Genomic DNA, 14,712 nt, shown 5'->3' with positions numbered 1-14,712 from the left:
GGCAACGCTGATTAAGTACTGCTCGAGCGTGGTGTTTACCTGTACCGTTGCAGTACAGACGAACAGGCAGATGAAGATGAAACAGCAAACCCTTGCCATGGCCGCCGATCAAGCTGAAGGTTTTGAGCCTTACCGCAGGCCGACCAGGCGCGATACCTTCCTGGCCACGATGCAGCAGATCGTGCCCTGGCAGGCGTTGTGCGCGGTGATCGAGCCTCACTACCCCAAGGCCGGCAACGGGCGTCCACCGATCGGGCTCGAGCGTATGCTGCGCATGTACTTCGTGCAGCACTGGTTCAACCTGGCCGATGAGGCCTGCGAGGATGCGCTACTCGACAGCACCGCGCTGCGGCGCTTTGTCGGCATAGACCTCGGGCGCGAGCGCGTGCCCGATGCGACCACGCTGCTGAAGTTTCGCCGCTTGCTGGAGACGCACCAACTGGGCGAGGCCTTGTTTGCCAAAGTGGGAGAGGTGCTGCAGGCGCAGGGCATGAAGGTCGGTACCGGCACCATCGTGGACGCCACCATCATCGGCGCACCGAGCTCGACCAAAAACGCAGACAAGCAACGTGACCCCGAGATGCACCAGACCAAGAAGGGTCAGCAGTGGTATTTCGGGATGAAGATGCACATCGGCGTGGACAGTCGCAGCGGGCTGGCGCACAGCGCCGTGGTGACAGCGGCCAACATGCACGACAAACACCCGCTGCCCGATTTGCTGCACGGCAACGAGCAGCGCGTGTACGGCGACAGCGCCTACGCTAGCCAGAAGACGCTGATCGCTTCCAGGGCGCCCAAGGCCAAAGACTTCACCAACCAGCGCGTGCGCAAGGGCGGTGAAGTCGATGAAGCCGAACGCTCGAAGAACCGCAACAAGTCCAGAATCCGGGCGCGGGTCGAACACGTCTTTGCAGTGGTCAAGCGGCTGTGGGGCTTTGCCAAGGTGCGCTACCGGGGGCTGGCCAAGAACGCCACGCGCTCGTTCGTGGCGCTGGGATTGGCCAACATCTACCTGGCGCGTCAGCGCCTCATGGGATGAGTGCGTCTGCAGCGCACGCCAAACGCGTGCACAAGGTCGAAATGGCCCTGAAACGGTACGAAATCCACTTGATTTGACCTTGCTTCTCGCATGGCGCAATCAGGAGGCAACGGGTCGCTGGATCGACCGCTTGTTCAGCGTTGCCTTAACGCAACCTTAAAAATGCGCGCGCACCAAGGCGGTTCAACCCCTGTGCGGTGGCAACAGCCGTTGCAGCGGCTACGTACACTTGCGCCACAGCAAAGCACAGCACAGCACAACAACCCACAGCCCCATGAAGAACCCAGCCACCCCACCGAACCCGATGCACCCCACGGGACATTCAAGATGAAACTGGCCATCGTCGGGGCGGGTTGGGCTGGTGTGGCCGCGGCGGTCGAGGCCGCAGACGCAGGCTGGGACGTGACACTGTTTGAAGCCACCCGCACCCTGGGTGGCCGCGCCCGCGCGCTGCCCGCGCAGCGGCCCGACGGTGTGCCGCTCACGCTGGACAACGGCCAGCACATCTTGATTGGCGCTTACACCGAAACGCTGGCGCTGATGCAGCGCGTGGGCGTGCCACCGGCCAGCGCGCTGCTGTGCCTGCCGCTGTCCCTGCCTTACCCTGATGGCACCGGTCTGCAAACACCCCGCTGGGCGGCCGGCTGGCCCGCGCCGCTGGACGCGGTGGCCGCCATTGCCACGGCCAAGGGCTGGCGCTGGCGCGAGCGCTGGGCGCTGGTTCGTGCATCGCTGGCCTGGCAGCGCGCCGGGTTTGTCTGCGCGCCGCAGCGCACCGTGGCGGGCCTGTGTGCCGCGCTGCCCCAGCGGGTGATGGACGAGCTGATCGAGCCGCTGTGTGTTTCAGCGCTCAACCTGCCGGCCGCGCAGGCCAGCGCCCAGGTGTTTATGTGCGTGATGCGCGACGCGCTGTTTGGCACCGGCTTTGGCGGCTGGGCCGCGTCCAGCCTGCTGCTGCCCCGCACCGACCTGAGCGCCTTGCTGCCCAACGCCGCCGCGCAGTGGCTGCAAGCCCAACATGGCGGTCGCACCCAGCTGCGCCTGGGCACCCGGGTGCTGGGCCTGCAGCCACAGGCCGGTGGTTGGCAGCTGCATGGCAGCGGCTGGCAAACGCGTTTTGACCGTGTGGTGTGGGCCACCGCCGCCAGCCCCGCTGCCCAGGCCCTGCGCTGCGCCGCCCTCAGCGCGCAAGCCGAAGCACCCGACATGACCGAGGCCCTGCACCGCTGGGCCAACACCGCCGACGCGCTCGCGTTCACCGCCATCACCACGGTGTACGCCTGGGCGCCCGGCGTGCGCCTGGCGTCTCCCATGCTGGCCTTGCGCACCGAGCCCGATGCCCAGGCCGCGCCGGCCCAGTTTGTGTTTGACCGCGGCCAGCTCAACCCGCACGACGCCAGCGCCCAGGGCGTGCTGGCGTTTGTCGTCAGCGCCAGCGAAGGCGAGCGCGACGACCTGCAAGCCCGCGTGCTGCAACAGGCGGCGCAGCAGCTGGGGCTTTCCCACCTGCAAGCCCTGCAAACGGTGGTGGACAAACGCGCCACCTTTGCCTGCACACCCGGTCTGCAGCGCCCGGCCCAGGCCATTGCGCCCGGTTTGTGGGCGGCGGGCGACTATGTGGACGGGCCCTACCCCGCCACGCTTGAAGGCGCGGTGCGCAGCGGCTTGGCCGCCGTGCGCCAACTTTGATCGGCATCAACCGCGGAACCTGGGCACCGCGTTAGAAGGGTGGCTATGCCCACCACCCCGCTCCAGCCCCAACAGCTTCGGCTGACCATCGACCCCGGCTCGCTGGGTTTTCAAGACACCACCGAACTGCTGGCGCAGCCGGTGCCCTGGATCGGCCAGGAGCGCGCCGAAAAGGCCGCCCGCTTTGGCATGGCGATGGACCAGCCCGACTACCACCTGTTTGTGCTGGGCGAGGTGGGCAGCGGCCGTTCCACCCTGCTGCGCGAACTGGCGCACAGCGTGGCCACCACACGCCCGGTGCCGCCCGATCTGTGTTACCTGCACAACTTTGACGCACCCGAGCGCCCGCGCGCGCTGCGCATGCCCCCCGGGCAGGGGCGCCAACTGCGCCAGCTGATGCAGCAGCTGTGCAAAACGCTGCAGCGCGACGTGCCCCTGCGCCTGGACAGCGAGGACTTCAAGGCCGAAAGCGAGCGCATAGAAAACACCTACAAGAGCGAAGAATCGCGCGCCTTTGCGGCGCTGGAGGCATTTGCCGAGGCGCGCCACTTTCACCTGTTTCGCGAAGAAGGCCACCTGGTGTTCACCCTCATGGGCGACAGCGGTAACGCGCTCACCGCCGCAGAAGCGCACAGCCTGTCGCGCGAACGCCGCGCCGAAGTGGACCAGGCCGAAACCGAATTGCGCGAACAGATCACGCAGTTTCTGGACAAAACCCGGCCCATGGCCCGCGTGATGAACGAAGGCCTGGCCGCGCTGCGCCGCCAGGTGGCCAAGCCCCTGCTCGACCACGAGCTGCAGGAAATCCGGGTCAGCCTGAAAAAGCAGATCAAGGACTCGGTGAAGCTCGGTCACTACCTCGACCGGGTGCTGCACGACGTGCTGGAGCACATTGAACTCTTCATCGTGCAGGACGAAGACGACGAACAGCGCCTGGCCGCGCTGGAGCAGCTGCTGATGCGCTACCAGGTCAATGTGGTGGTGGACAACAGCGCCTTGAACGGTGCGCCGGTGATCGTGGAAGACAACCCGGTCACGCACGCGCTGTTTGGCAGCATCGAATACCAGGCCGAAGAAGACGTGTTGATGACCGACTTTTCGCGTGTGCGCGCCGGCAGCCTGCTCAAAGCCCACGGCGGCTTTTTGCTGCTGCACCTGCGCGACCTGCTCACCGACCCGCAAGCCTGGGAAAAGATGCGCCGCTACCTGCGCAGCGGGCGGGTGCAAATTGAAGAACCGGGCGCAGCGCTGATGCCCATGGCGGCCGTGTCGCTGCAGCCCGAGGCGGTGGACGCAGAAGTCAAACTCATCCTGATCGGGTCGGTGGAACACTACTACGCGCTGCAAGAAGGCGACCCGGAATTTGCCCGGCGCTTTCGCGTCAAGGTGGACTTTGCGGAAAGCTTCACCGCCACCGACGACACGCGCCAGGCCACCGCCGTGTTTGTGGCCCACACCTGCCGCAAACACGGCCTGCCGCCTTTGTCGGCAGCGGCCGTGGCCCGCTTGCTGGAAGACGCGCACCGCGAGGTGGACGACCAGGCCCGCCAGAGCGCCATCTTTGCACGCACCGAAGCGCTGGTGGCCGAAAGCGCCGCACTGTGCCGCGCCCGCGCCGCCAGCCGCGTGGAAGCCGCCGACGTGGAAGCCGCCCTGGCCGCGCGCCGCCTACGCCACGACTACCCCGAGCAGCGCCTGCGCGAGTCCATTGCCGACGGCGAGCAGCTCATTTCTTGCCAAGGCAGCGAAATCGGCCAGATCAATGGCCTGACGCAGATCGACCTGGGCGACTGGCGCTTTGGCCTGCCGGTGCGCGTGAGCGCGCGCACCCACGCCGGCAACCAGGGGCTGCTCAACATCGAGCGCGAAGTCGAGATGTCCGGCCCCATCCACGACAAAGGCGTGCTGATTTTGCACAGCTACCTGACCGCCCTGTTTGGCCATCTGGCCCCGCTGGCGCTCAACGCCTCCATCGTGTTCGAGCAGGAATACCACGGGGTGGAAGGCGACTCGGCCTCTTGCGCCGAGCTGTTTGCGGTGCTTTCTTCGCTGGCGGGTGTGCCGCTGCTGCAGGGCATTGCCGTCACCGGCGCGCTCAACCAGCACGGCGAGGTGCTGCCGGTGGGTGGCATCAACGAAAAAATAGAGGGCTGGTTTCGCGTGTGCGAGGCCGCCGGGCTGGACGGCCAGCAAGGCGTGCTGATTCCCGAGCGCAACCTGCGCCACCTGATGCTCGACCCCGCCGTGGTGGACGCCGTGGCACAGGGCCGCTTTCACATCCACACCGCGGCGCGGGTACAAGACGGCCTGGCGCTGATGACCGGCATGGCCGCCGGCCTGCCCACCGCACCGGGCGAGCCGGTGGTCTACGCGCCCGACAGCGTGCTGGGGCGCGCTGCCCACACCCTGCTGGCCTACCGCCGGGCCTGCCAGCGTGCCGGGGGCGGCACCCGCGCGCGCCGCACCCGCTACTAACGATTCGCCCTTATGAAGTGTCAACCGTTCGCCCTGAGCCTGTCGAAGGGCTCGTGCCATGTCTAAGGAAGGTTTCGACAAGCTCAACCCGAACGGACTTTAGACTTCACTGGGCCGGATCTATAAGGAGCTGCTGGGGGGAACCTCTGGGGCTCGGTGTGTTCCCACAGGCTTGATTTTTTCAACCGAGCGAAAAGGAGCCCCCACCGATGACCTGGACCACCCTCACCCGACAACGCCTGGCCGCCGCAGGCTTGTGCATCGCGGCCCTCAGCGCCAGCGCCCTGGCGCAGGCCCAGCCGGCTCAACAGATGGTCAGCGTGAGCGGTGCCACCCTCAACATGCGCAGCGGCCCGGGCACCAACGCGCCCGTTTTGTGGGAGTTGAAAAAAGGGTACCCGCTGCAGATCACCCAGCGCAAAGGCACCTGGGTGCAGGTGCGCGATTTCGAAGGCGACACGGGCTGGGTGGCGCGCTCGCTCACAGGCAACGCGCCGCACCACGTCGTGAAAGCCAAGGTGGCCAACATCCGCAGCGGACCGGGCACACAGCACCGCGTGGTTGGCAAGGCCGATTACGGTGAGCTGCTGCGGACCCGCGAAAAACGCGCCGACTGGGTGCGGGTGGAGCGCGCCGAGGGCCCAGGCGGCTGGATCGCCAAGACCCTGCTCTGGGGCTGGTAAGCCGCAGTCACGCCCAAAAAAACGGCGGGCATCAAAGGCCCGCCGTTTTTTTGAAACCCTGGCCTGTCAGGCCGACGTCGCCGCCTCCGGGTTGGGCGGCACGATGGCGCCAATGATGTCGCTCATGGTCAGCGTGCCCAGGTGCTTGCCCTTGCTGGTCACCACGTTGGCAGCTTCCTTGTTGTCGGCACTCAGCAGCCGGGCCACTTCTTCAATCACCAGGCTCGGGTCCACATCGGGCCCGTCCACGCGGGCGCCCGGCACCATCAGCGTGCGCGAGCGAATCACGCGGCCGCGGTTCACATCGCGCACAAAGCTCTCGATGTAGTCGTTGGCCGGCTTCAGCACAATCTGCTGCCCGGTGCCCTGCTGCACCACCTCGCCGTCGCGCAAGATCGCGATGCGGTCGCCCAGGCGCAAGGCCTCGTCCAGGTCGTGGGTAATAAACACCACCGTCTTGCCGATCTCTTGCTGCAGGTCGAGCAACACACTTTGCATGTCGCTGCGAATCAGCGGGTCGAGCGCCGAAAACGCCTCGTCCATCAGCAAAATGGGCACGTCGTTGGTGAGCGCCCGGGCCAGGCCCACCCGCTGCTGCATACCGCCCGAGAGCTGGTTGGGGTAGCTGTCTTCGTAGCCCTTGAGGCCCACACGCTCGATCCAGCGCATGGCGCTTTCACGCCGTTTCTTGTGCTTGATGCCCTGCACCTGCAAGCCGTATTCGGCGTTTTCCAGCACGGTGTAGTGCGGAAACAGCGCAAAGTTCTGGAACACCATGGCGGTCTGCTCGCGGCGAAACCGCAGCAACTCGCGCTGGTTCATCTTCACCACATCCACCTCGCGCCCACCCACCGGCACCAGCAGCTCGCCCGCTGTGGGGTCGATCAGGCGGTTGATGTGGCGGATCAGCGTGCTCTTGCCCGATCCCGACAAGCCCATCACCACCTGAATGCCGCCCGCCGGCATGTCGATGTTGATGTCGCGCAGGCCCAGCACATGGCCGTGCGCATCGCGCAGCTCCTGCTTGCTCATGCCCTGCTGCACGGCTCCCAGAAACTTGTCGGGGGTGGGGCCAAAAATCTTGTAGAGGTGGCGAATGGAAATACCTGCAGGCGCAGCTTGCGGGCTGGCAGACAGTCCAGCAATGGGTAGGGGGTTTTGCATCAGTGGCTCCTATTCAAAAACGTGGCGGTGGCCTGCCCGGGGTCACGCGAAGCGGACCCCGCCCAGGACACCGCCGGGCTGGCTCTGCCAGACGGCTGGTGTCGCCCCTTGGGGGGTGACGCGAAGCGGCGCGGGGGGCTCTCACTGGTGCACGACTTCCAGATGCCGCTGCAGCCGCTTGCCGTAAGCCTGCGACACGCGGTCAAAAATGATGGCGATGCCGACAATGGCCAGGCCGTTGAGCACACCCAGCGTGAAGTACTGGTTGGAAATGGCCCTGAGCACCGGCTGGCCCAGGCCCTGCACGCCGATCATCGAGGCGATCACCACCATGGCCAGCGACAGCATGATGGTCTGGTTGACGCCCGCCATGATGGTGGGCAAGGCCAGCGGCAGCTGCACCTTGGTCATTTTTTGCCAGGTCGACGCACCAAACGCATCGGCCGCTTCCAGCAGGTCTTTGTTCACCAGGCGAATGCCCAGGTTGGTGAACCGGATCACCGGCGGAATGGCGTAGATCACCACCGCAATCAGGCCCGGCACGCGGCCAATGCCCAGCAGCATCACCACCGGAATCAGGTAAACAAAACTGGGCATGGTCTGCATCACGTCCAGCGACGGACTGATGAGCTTTTGCAAGCGGTCCCAGCGGCTCATGGCAATACCAATGGGCAAGCCCACCACCAGGGCCACCAAGGTGCACACGAAGATCATGGAAATGGTCTTCATGGTGTCGTCCCACATGCCAAAGAACCCGATCAACAGCAGGGTGACCACGGTGCCGACCACGATCTTCCAGGAGCGTGAGGCCAGCCAGGCTACGAGGGCGATCACGCCCACCACAGCGGGCCAGGGCGACTGGGTCAGCAGGCGTTCGGAGAACAGCAAAAAGTCGCGCAGGGGGTCAAACAAGCGCTCCAGCGGCTCACCATATTCGCGGGTGAAGTTGCGAAAGCTGCCGTCGATGGCGCGGCGCATGGCGCTGAGCGTCTCCGACCCCAGCGAGGGAAATTCATTGAGCCAGGACATGGTCTCTCCTTGGGCTGAAAAAAGGATCAGCGGCACGGCACCTTGAAGGGCGCCGGCCGCGGTGCGGCGGAGCCGGGCTTGCACCACCCGGCCCCGCCATCAGGCGGCGTTGCGGTTTACAGCGCGGCCTTGATCTTTTCAGCCGCTTCAGGCGACACCCAGGTGGTCCAGATTTCTGGCTGGGTCTTCAGGAAGTGGGTCGCACCGTCGGCACCCGTGGCCTGGTTGTCGCTCATCCAGGCCAGCAAACCGTTCACCGTGTCGTTGCCCCAGGCGCGCTGGTTCAGGTAAGTCACGGCCGGGCCGCCGGCTTTTTGAAAGCGGTCGGTCACCACCGTGAACACCTCGGCGCGGGCCCAGTCGGTCTTGGTCGGGTTGTCGCAATCGGCCTTGGTGTTGCAGGTCTCAAACGCTTCCTTGTCGTGCGGCACGCCGGCGTCGAGCTTCACCATCTCGTATTTGCCCAGAATCGAGGTGGGCGCCCAGTAGTAGCCCAGCCAGCCTTCTTTGCGCTCGTAGGCCTTGGCAATTGAGCCGTCCAGGCCAGCGGCCGAGCCGGTATCGAGCAGCACAAAGCCTTTGGCGGTGCCACCCCAGGCCTTGAACGCGTTGTCCGTGGTGATCTGGCAGTTCCAGCCCGATGGGCAGTTGTGCACCGCACCCTTGCTCTTGTTTTCCACCGAAGGGAACAGCTCGGGGTGCTTCAGCGCGTCGTCAATGGTCTTGATGGCGGGGTTGGCGTCGGCCACGTATTTGGGAATCCACCAGCCTTCGACGCCACCGTCGGTGAGCGACCTGGCCGCGTAATGCAGCTTGCCTTCGGCCACGGCGGCGTCCAGTGGCTGGCGCACGGCATTGATCCAGGCTTCGGGCGCCACGTCGGGCTGGCCCTTTTCCATCATGGCGGTCAGCGTGGGCATGGTGTCGCCGGGCACCAGTTCCACCTCGCAGCCGTAGCCCTTGGCCAAAATGATGCCGTCGATGTTGGCCAGCACTTCAGCCGACTGCCAGTTCATGTTGGCCACCGTGACCTTGCCGCAAACGGCGGACTCGGCCGATGGCTCAGCCACGGCAGGCGCTTCGTCCTTTTTGCCGCAAGCAGCCAAAAGGGCCGCCGAGGCGATCAAGGCCAAAGCCAGTTGGGGGGTGGGTTTCATGGTTTTCTCCGGTGTCGCTGTGGGGAACCCACCGACGCGCGGCGCCGATGGATGCGATAAGCACACCCAACGACCTGGAGAAAACGAACGCTGCTGCAACCGAGGTGACCAGCCGCTCAACCAACAGGGCGTTGGATTGAACTTAGCCGCTTAATATAGCTTTTTATCTAATCCGCACGCAAATGCTGAGGCTTTTCATATAATGATATCCGAGTGTTTCACTCGACCACTCCCTGCCGGCAGCTGAGCCACCGCCGCGCAAGCCCTGTTAATTCCGCCCTATGAAGTGTCAACCCTTCGCCCTGAGCCTGTCGAAGGGCTCGTGCCATGTCTGAGGAAGGTTTCGACACGCTCAATCCGCACGGACTTTAAGACTTCACTGGGCCGGATCTGTAGCGTGGGCCCAGTTGATGCGTCAGCCGCGCCCCAGGGCCTTGACGGCCAACTGCGCGGGCCGCTCCATGCAACGCACGATCCACTGGTGGGTGAGCGGGTGCGCGGCCATGAGGCTGTGGGCTGGGCGGGCCCAGTTGAGCACGCTGGCCACACACAGGTCGGCCACCGTGAAGCGCTCAGCCGCCAGGTAGGCCGCGCCCATGGCCTGCTGGCGTTCCAGGTGTTGCTCCATCACCCGAAACGGCACGGTTAGCCGGCGCTCGGCGGCTTCGGCCAGCTCGGGTTTGCGCCGCTCGGCAGGCATGACCATGCGGTGCATGAGCACGGTGAGCGCGTCCGCCTCGGCCTCGTTCACCACCCAGAAGCTCCAGCGCAGGGCGTCGGCGTCTTCGCGCGGGTTGGCCGGCGTGATGCTGACCCCGTCGGGCTGGCCGTGGTGGCGCGCAATGTAAAGCGCGCAGGCCATGCTTTCCCACACCACCACCTCGCCGCCCTGCTCCGCGGGCCGCTGGTCCACCACCACCGGAATGTGGCCATTGGGGTTGAGCGCCAGAAACTCAGGCGTGCGGGTGGCACCGCCCTGGTACGGCAGGTTGACGTGCTGAAAGCGCAGGCCGAGCTCGGTGGCGGCCCACAGCGGGCGCACGGCGCGGGAAGCGGGAATACCGTGAATGGTGAGACTCATGGGGGTGTCCTGAAACAGGGGTCAACCCAACTGGCGGCAGAGTGCGAGCAAGTCGGGCACGGTGGTGTGGGGTTGCTGCGGCCCATGGGCCCAGGCGTGGCCCTCGCGGTTGAGCCAGGCGGCTTGCATGCCAGCGTTGAGCGCCGCCACGCCGTCCAGGTGGGCATCGTCGCCAATGTGCAGCACCTGCGCGGGGTTCACGCCCGCAGCTTCGGCGGCGGCATGAAAAATGCGCGGGTCGGGCTTGCCCACGCCAAACTCACGCGCGCTGAGCGCCCCCCGAAAGTGCGCGCCCAGGCCCACGCGGTGCACGTCGGCATTGCCGTTGGACACCGCCACCACCGGGAAACGGTTGCTCAAAAAAACCAGCGCCGGCAAGGCGTCGGCATACAGCTCCACCCGCTGGCGCTCGGCAAAAAACACCTCAAACGCCGCCTCGGTCAGTGTGGTGTCGTCACCCGCGCGCTGCAGCACCAGCCGGATCGACTCGCGGCGCAGCGCGCTCATGTCGTGCGCCAGGTCGGGCCGGGTGGTGTTCATGTGGTTGCGCACCTCGCGCAGCGCGCCGGGCGTGGCACACAGCGCGGCGGTGGCCGGCGCGTGGTCGGCCAGCCAGGCCTGCAACACGTTTTCGGCCCGCGTGATGGTGGGCCAGATGGGCCAGAGCGTGTCGTCCAGGTCAATCGTGATGGCGCGGATGCGCGACACGTCAAGGCTCAACGGCACGCAGCCGTCGGTTGGGAGAGTGGCGTCGGGGGTCTTCATGTCTGCGGGAGAATAGCGCATGGCATTTAACAAAGAACCTCCCTTCTCGCATGGTCAAGCCGCACGCACGGCCATTGTGTTGTGCAACCTGGGCACACCCGACGAACCCACCGCCCCGGCCGTGCGCCGCTACCTGGCCGAGTTTCTGGGCGACCACCGCGTCGTCGAAATTCCCAAGCCCATCTGGTGGCTCATCCTGCACGGCATCATCCTGCGCGTGCGGCCCAAAAAGTCGGCGGCCAAATACGCCACGGTGTGGACGCCCGAAGGCTCGCCCCTGAAGGTATGGACCGACAAACAAGCCACCCTGCTGCGCGGCTACCTGGGCGAGCGCGGCCACCAGGTCACGGTGCGCTACGCCATGCGCTACGGCAACCCGTCCATCCCTGCGGTGCTCGACGAGCTGAAGGCCCAGGGCATGACCCGCGTGCTGCTGGTGCCCGCCTACCCGCAATACAGCGGCACCACCACCGCCAGCGTGTTTGACGGCGTGGCCCTGTGGGGCCTGAAAGCGCGCCAGCTGCCTGAAATGCGCTTCATCAACCGCTACCACGACGACCCGGGCTACATCGAAGCGCTGGCCAAAAAGGTGCAGCAGCACTGGCTGCACCATGGCCAGAACGAACACCTGGTGATGAGCTTCCATGGCGTGCCCCAGCGCACCCTGGAACTGGGCGACCCCTACCACTGCGAATGCCACAAAACCGGCCGTCTGCTGGCCGAAAAACTCGGCCTGGCCAAAGACCGCTACACCGTCACTTTTCAGTCGCGCTTTGGCAAGGCCAAGTGGCTGGAGCCCTACACCGAGCCCACCCTAATCGCCATGGGGCAAAAGGGCGTGAAGAGCGTGGACGTGGTTTGCCCCGGCTTCACCAGCGACTGCCTGGAAACGCTGGAAGAAATCAGCATGGAAGCGCGTGAAGCGTTCTTGCACGCCGGCGGCCAGCAGTTCAGCTACATCGACTGCCTGAACGACAGCCCGGACTGGATTCGCGCCCTGACCGACCTGGTGGAAAACCACCTGCAAGGCTGGCCCACGAAACAGGCGGATGACCCGATGGCGCTGAAGGCGAGCCGGGAGCGGGCGTTGGCGATGGGGTCGAAGGACTGAGGCTGGAGGGGTGGGAGCCTTAGGCGCTTGAAGCCATGCGTCTTGGTGCGGTGCCTGACCGTTCTAAAGCGGGTAAATTTGTTGGCCTAACTCCGTTGGGGGACTGCTGACGGCCATGAGCGGTCTTCGCTCATGCGGTGAAGCAGTCGTTCAACGTTCGTGTTGTCCGGCGCGCGAAGGTAGGGCGCCTTGGCCCGGTCGTAAAAATGTACCGCGCACCGCCGACCGAACCAAGGTGGCCTCCCGGAGCTCCTCCGTTTGAACGAGGGGTTGGGCGTCACTCGCGGCCGCTTAGTCCGTTTAGGCTGGCAAAGCTGGGTAAGTCAAGGGTTCGGCACGAACGTACTCTACCCACGCTACTCGAATACCGTGCTGTTCTCCATATCGCTGAAGGAGCGATCTGAGCGTTTGTTCGCTGTTACCGTTGTATCCGAAGACCGCAAGTTGACGATCAAACAGCCGGAACTCATACGGTGCTTCAGTTGGTCGCCACGGAAGGTAGAACTCGTATCCGAGATCATGAAGAAGCTTGAACTCTCGACTGTCTTTGATGCTTGCCGCAATCTCATTAAGTCGTCTGCTCGCTTGAATGCTTTTAAGTCCGGACTGGAGCAGTCCTTGATTAGAGACTCGGCAAGCCTCCGAAAACGCGGTCTGAAATTGTCCAAGGTGGCGCAACGCAGATTGCAGTTCGAGGGCGCGCCCCCTGCGTAGAGTCTGCATCATGGTGAAGCGACCAAACTGCCACCCTTCGGCCCAGTTCAGCGGGGCTGTACTGGTTGCCAATGACACTTCTTCGGCAGCGTACTGGTAGGGGCAACGATCTTGCCCAAGACCGCCACGGGCGGCAACGACGCCTTCGAGGAAGTGGCGCTCAGACGCTTCTTTGTATGATTCTGGCATGGACGGGAAAGGATCTTCTTCTGAGTGACGGAATGTACCGGACAAGCTTCCTGTGACGCCTAACGAATGAAAGGGACTTCCCCGTCCCGAGCGAGCCGCGCACCGTGAGGCTTGCGGTTTTCGGCAACTGAGTGCCACGATGGGAAGCTCGAACTTTTCATCAACTCACTCGTTTTTGCGGAAGGGGAAGTCCATGTCTGCCATTGTCACCGTCGGAATCGATCTCGCCAAGAATGTCTTTGCCGTTCATGGTGTGGACGCCACAGGCAAGCCCGCCCTGGTGCGGCCCACTGTGCCGCGCGCCAAACTGCTCGAATTCATCGCCTCGCTGCCGCCGTGCCTCATCGGCATGGAAGCCTGCTCCGGCGCCCACCACTGGGCGCGTGAGTTTGCAAAGTGCGGCCACACCGTGCGCCTAATGGCGCCCAAGTTCGTCATCCCCTACCGCCTCTCGGGCAAGCGCGGCAAAAACGACGCGGCCGATGCCGCCGCCATCTGCGAAGCCGTCACCCGGCCCAACATGCGCTTCGTACCGATCAAATCGATTGAACAACAAGGCCAGTTGCTGGTGCACCGTGCCCGCCAGGGTTTTGTGGAGCAGCGTACCGCCACCTTCAACCGCATCCGGGGTCTGCTCTCGGAGCTGGGCATCGTGCTGCCGCTCAAGGCAGCCGTGGTGCGCCGCGAAGCCATGGCCCGCCTGGAGGATTTGCCCGGCTGGGCCAACACGGTGATTGGGGACCTGCTGAACGAGGTCGCCCGGCTCGACGAACGTATTGGCCAGTACGACCGGCACATCCAGACCATGGCCCGCCAAAGCACGCCCGCGCAGCACTTGATGCAATTGGCGGGCATTGGCGAGACCACGTCCACGGCGCTGGTCAGCACCGTGGGCAATGGGCACGACTTTGCCTGCGGCCGCCAGTTCTGCGCCTGGCTCGGGCTGGTGCCCGGGCAGTACAGCTCAGGTGGGAAACAGCGCTTGGGCCGCATCACCAAGGCTGGCGACCCGTACCTGCGCAGCCTGCTGGTGATGGGCGCCAGGGCGGTGCTGGCGCTGGCGATGAACAAGACAAACCCCAGACAAGACCCGGTCAGCCGCTGGGCTCGCGCGCTGGCCGAGCGGCGCGGCTACTGGCGCGCGGTGGTGGCCGTGGCGGCCAAGAACGCGCGCATGTGCTGGGCGGTGTTGCAACGTGGGGAGGGGTTCAAGATGCCTGCCTGAACCACGCCTGCCACGACTTGAAGTGACATGACATCCGAGATCCCACAGTCCGCCGCGTGAAGGCCTAAAGTTGATGTGCAAAGGTTGGACCTGCGCTGGGGAATGCTCGATTAGCTCAAGGGGATAACGGGGGAGAAATCTCCCCAAGCCCGACTAACGAATGGAGCCCCCGGCGCGCGTCTTTCATCAGGGTCCGCTGCCAGCAGATGCAGCACCAATGACCGTTTGTAGTACCGCCGTCCGCACCCTTTGCATCACGACATCAACCGCCCGCCGTCTGCTGCGAATGTTGGATCTGATTGGAAAAACTGGAATACCGATACCTGGGTCTATTGCTGCGCAATAGACCCAGGATGGAGGCTGCTTGCAATCTGGGGGGAAGCCCTTGTAG

General features: G+C 64.8%; 12 protein-coding genes. 6 read left to right on the top strand and 6 right to left on the bottom strand.

The genetic code is table 11. The features are described from left to right. Positions 1 to 76: 76 nt before the first annotated feature. The 4 genes from AC0GNR_RS18485 to AC0GNR_RS18470 all read left to right on the top strand — a co-directional run bounded on the left by AC0GNR_RS18485 (position 77) and on the right by AC0GNR_RS18470 (position 5,886). Positions 77 to 1,039 (top strand): IS5 family transposase, encoded by a 963-nt coding sequence (locus AC0GNR_RS18485; RefSeq protein ID WP_472900628.1) that lies wholly within the window; start codon positions 77 to 79, stop codon positions 1,037 to 1,039. 327 nt (positions 1,040 to 1,366) lie between these two features. Then, entirely contained in the window at positions 1,367 to 2,728 is a 1,362-nt protein-coding gene (gene hpnE / locus AC0GNR_RS18480; RefSeq protein ID WP_472902279.1) for a hydroxysqualene dehydroxylase HpnE, read from the top strand. 45 nt (positions 2,729 to 2,773) lie between these two features. Next, positions 2,774 to 5,203 carry a Lon protease family protein gene (locus AC0GNR_RS18475; RefSeq protein WP_472902278.1) on the top strand — a complete coding sequence of 810 codons (2,430 nt, stop codon included), beginning with the start codon at positions 2,774 to 2,776 and terminating at the stop codon, positions 5,201 to 5,203. Between the two features lie 209 nt (positions 5,204 to 5,412). Further along, the gene (locus AC0GNR_RS18470) at positions 5,413 to 5,886 is read left to right on the top strand and encodes an SH3 domain-containing protein (RefSeq protein ID WP_472902277.1); all 474 of its coding nucleotides are present in this window, start codon (positions 5,413 to 5,415) and stop codon (positions 5,884 to 5,886) included. Between the two features lie 66 nt (positions 5,887 to 5,952). Here the strand turns inward: AC0GNR_RS18470 and AC0GNR_RS18465 are convergent, their stop codons facing one another. The 5 genes from AC0GNR_RS18465 to AC0GNR_RS18445 form a co-directional block, all read right to left on the bottom strand. Beyond that, entirely contained in the window at positions 5,953 to 7,050 is a 1,098-nt protein-coding gene (locus AC0GNR_RS18465) for a quaternary amine ABC transporter ATP-binding protein (protein WP_472902276.1), read from the bottom strand. Positions 7,051 to 7,191: 141 nt separating this feature from the next. Beyond that, on the bottom strand, positions 7,192 to 8,079 hold the full coding sequence (locus AC0GNR_RS18460; RefSeq protein ID WP_472902275.1) for an ABC transporter permease: 888 nt from the start codon (positions 8,077 to 8,079) through the stop codon (positions 7,192 to 7,194). A gap of 116 nt (positions 8,080 to 8,195) precedes the next feature. Next, a complete protein-coding gene (locus tag AC0GNR_RS18455) occupies positions 8,196 to 9,236 on the bottom strand; it encodes an ABC transporter substrate-binding protein (protein WP_472902274.1) in 1,041 nt (346 codons plus the stop codon). A 415-nt stretch (positions 9,237 to 9,651) separates the two neighbouring features. Next, on the bottom strand, positions 9,652 to 10,317 hold the full coding sequence (locus AC0GNR_RS18450) for a glutathione S-transferase family protein (RefSeq protein ID WP_472902273.1): 666 nt from the start codon (positions 10,315 to 10,317) through the stop codon (positions 9,652 to 9,654). Between the two features lie 21 nt (positions 10,318 to 10,338). Beyond that, positions 10,339 to 11,082 carry an HAD family hydrolase gene (locus AC0GNR_RS18445; RefSeq protein WP_472902280.1) on the bottom strand — a complete coding sequence of 248 codons (744 nt, stop codon included), beginning with the start codon at positions 11,080 to 11,082 and terminating at the stop codon, positions 10,339 to 10,341. 19 nt (positions 11,083 to 11,101) lie between these two features. Here AC0GNR_RS18445 and hemH point away from each other — a divergent pair, with 19 nt between their 5' ends. Then, complete coding sequence (gene hemH / locus AC0GNR_RS18440) at positions 11,102 to 12,193, top strand: ferrochelatase (RefSeq protein ID WP_472902272.1); 1,092 nt, start codon at positions 11,102 to 11,104, stop codon at positions 12,191 to 12,193. A 300-nt stretch (positions 12,194 to 12,493) separates the two neighbouring features. On the opposite strand, the gene AC0GNR_RS18435 is transcribed toward hemH, so the two are convergent. Next, positions 12,494 to 13,096: a hypothetical protein gene (locus tag AC0GNR_RS18435; RefSeq protein WP_472902271.1), complete on the bottom strand. Its 603-nt coding sequence runs from the start codon at positions 13,094 to 13,096 to the stop codon at positions 12,494 to 12,496. 193 nt (positions 13,097 to 13,289) lie between these two features. Between AC0GNR_RS18435 and AC0GNR_RS18430 the strand changes: the two genes are divergently transcribed. Further along, the gene (locus tag AC0GNR_RS18430; protein ID WP_472900876.1) at positions 13,290 to 14,321 is read left to right on the top strand and encodes an IS110 family RNA-guided transposase; all 1,032 of its coding nucleotides are present in this window, start codon (positions 13,290 to 13,292) and stop codon (positions 14,319 to 14,321) included. The last annotated feature ends 391 nt before the right edge of the window (positions 14,322 to 14,712 follow it).

It is taken from the genome of Hydrogenophaga sp. LT287 (assembly GCF_055702805.1).
Note: the sequence above shows the minus strand (reverse complement) of the source record. Positions and strands in the feature narration are given on the sequence as shown.

What these genes read in the sequence shown, in the direction of transcription:
- AC0GNR_RS18485 (WP_472900628.1), top strand. Translation starts at nt 77, where the DNA reads ATGAAACAGCAAACCCTTGCCATGGCCGCCGATCAAGCTGAAGGTTTT.
- hpnE (WP_472902279.1), top strand. Translation starts at nt 1,367, where the DNA reads ATGAAACTGGCCATCGTCGGGGCGGGTTGGGCTGGTGTGGCCGCGGCG.
- AC0GNR_RS18475 (WP_472902278.1), top strand. Translation starts at nt 2,774, where the DNA reads ATGCCCACCACCCCGCTCCAGCCCCAACAGCTTCGGCTGACCATCGAC.
- AC0GNR_RS18470 (WP_472902277.1), top strand. Translation starts at nt 5,413, where the DNA reads ATGACCTGGACCACCCTCACCCGACAACGCCTGGCCGCCGCAGGCTTG.
- AC0GNR_RS18465 (WP_472902276.1), bottom strand. Translation starts at nt 7,050, where the DNA reads ATGCAAAACCCCCTACCCATTGCTGGACTGTCTGCCAGCCCGCAAGCT.
- AC0GNR_RS18460 (WP_472902275.1), bottom strand. Translation starts at nt 8,079, where the DNA reads ATGTCCTGGCTCAATGAATTTCCCTCGCTGGGGTCGGAGACGCTCAGC.
- AC0GNR_RS18455 (WP_472902274.1), bottom strand. Translation starts at nt 9,236, where the DNA reads ATGAAACCCACCCCCCAACTGGCTTTGGCCTTGATCGCCTCGGCGGCC.
- AC0GNR_RS18450 (WP_472902273.1), bottom strand. Translation starts at nt 10,317, where the DNA reads ATGAGTCTCACCATTCACGGTATTCCCGCTTCCCGCGCCGTGCGCCCG.
- AC0GNR_RS18445 (WP_472902280.1), bottom strand. Translation starts at nt 11,082, where the DNA reads ATGAAGACCCCCGACGCCACTCTCCCAACCGACGGCTGCGTGCCGTTG.
- hemH (WP_472902272.1), top strand. Translation starts at nt 11,102, where the DNA reads ATGGCATTTAACAAAGAACCTCCCTTCTCGCATGGTCAAGCCGCACGC.
- AC0GNR_RS18435 (WP_472902271.1), bottom strand. Translation starts at nt 13,096, where the DNA reads ATGCCAGAATCATACAAAGAAGCGTCTGAGCGCCACTTCCTCGAAGGC.
- AC0GNR_RS18430 (WP_472900876.1), top strand. Translation starts at nt 13,290, where the DNA reads ATGTCTGCCATTGTCACCGTCGGAATCGATCTCGCCAAGAATGTCTTT.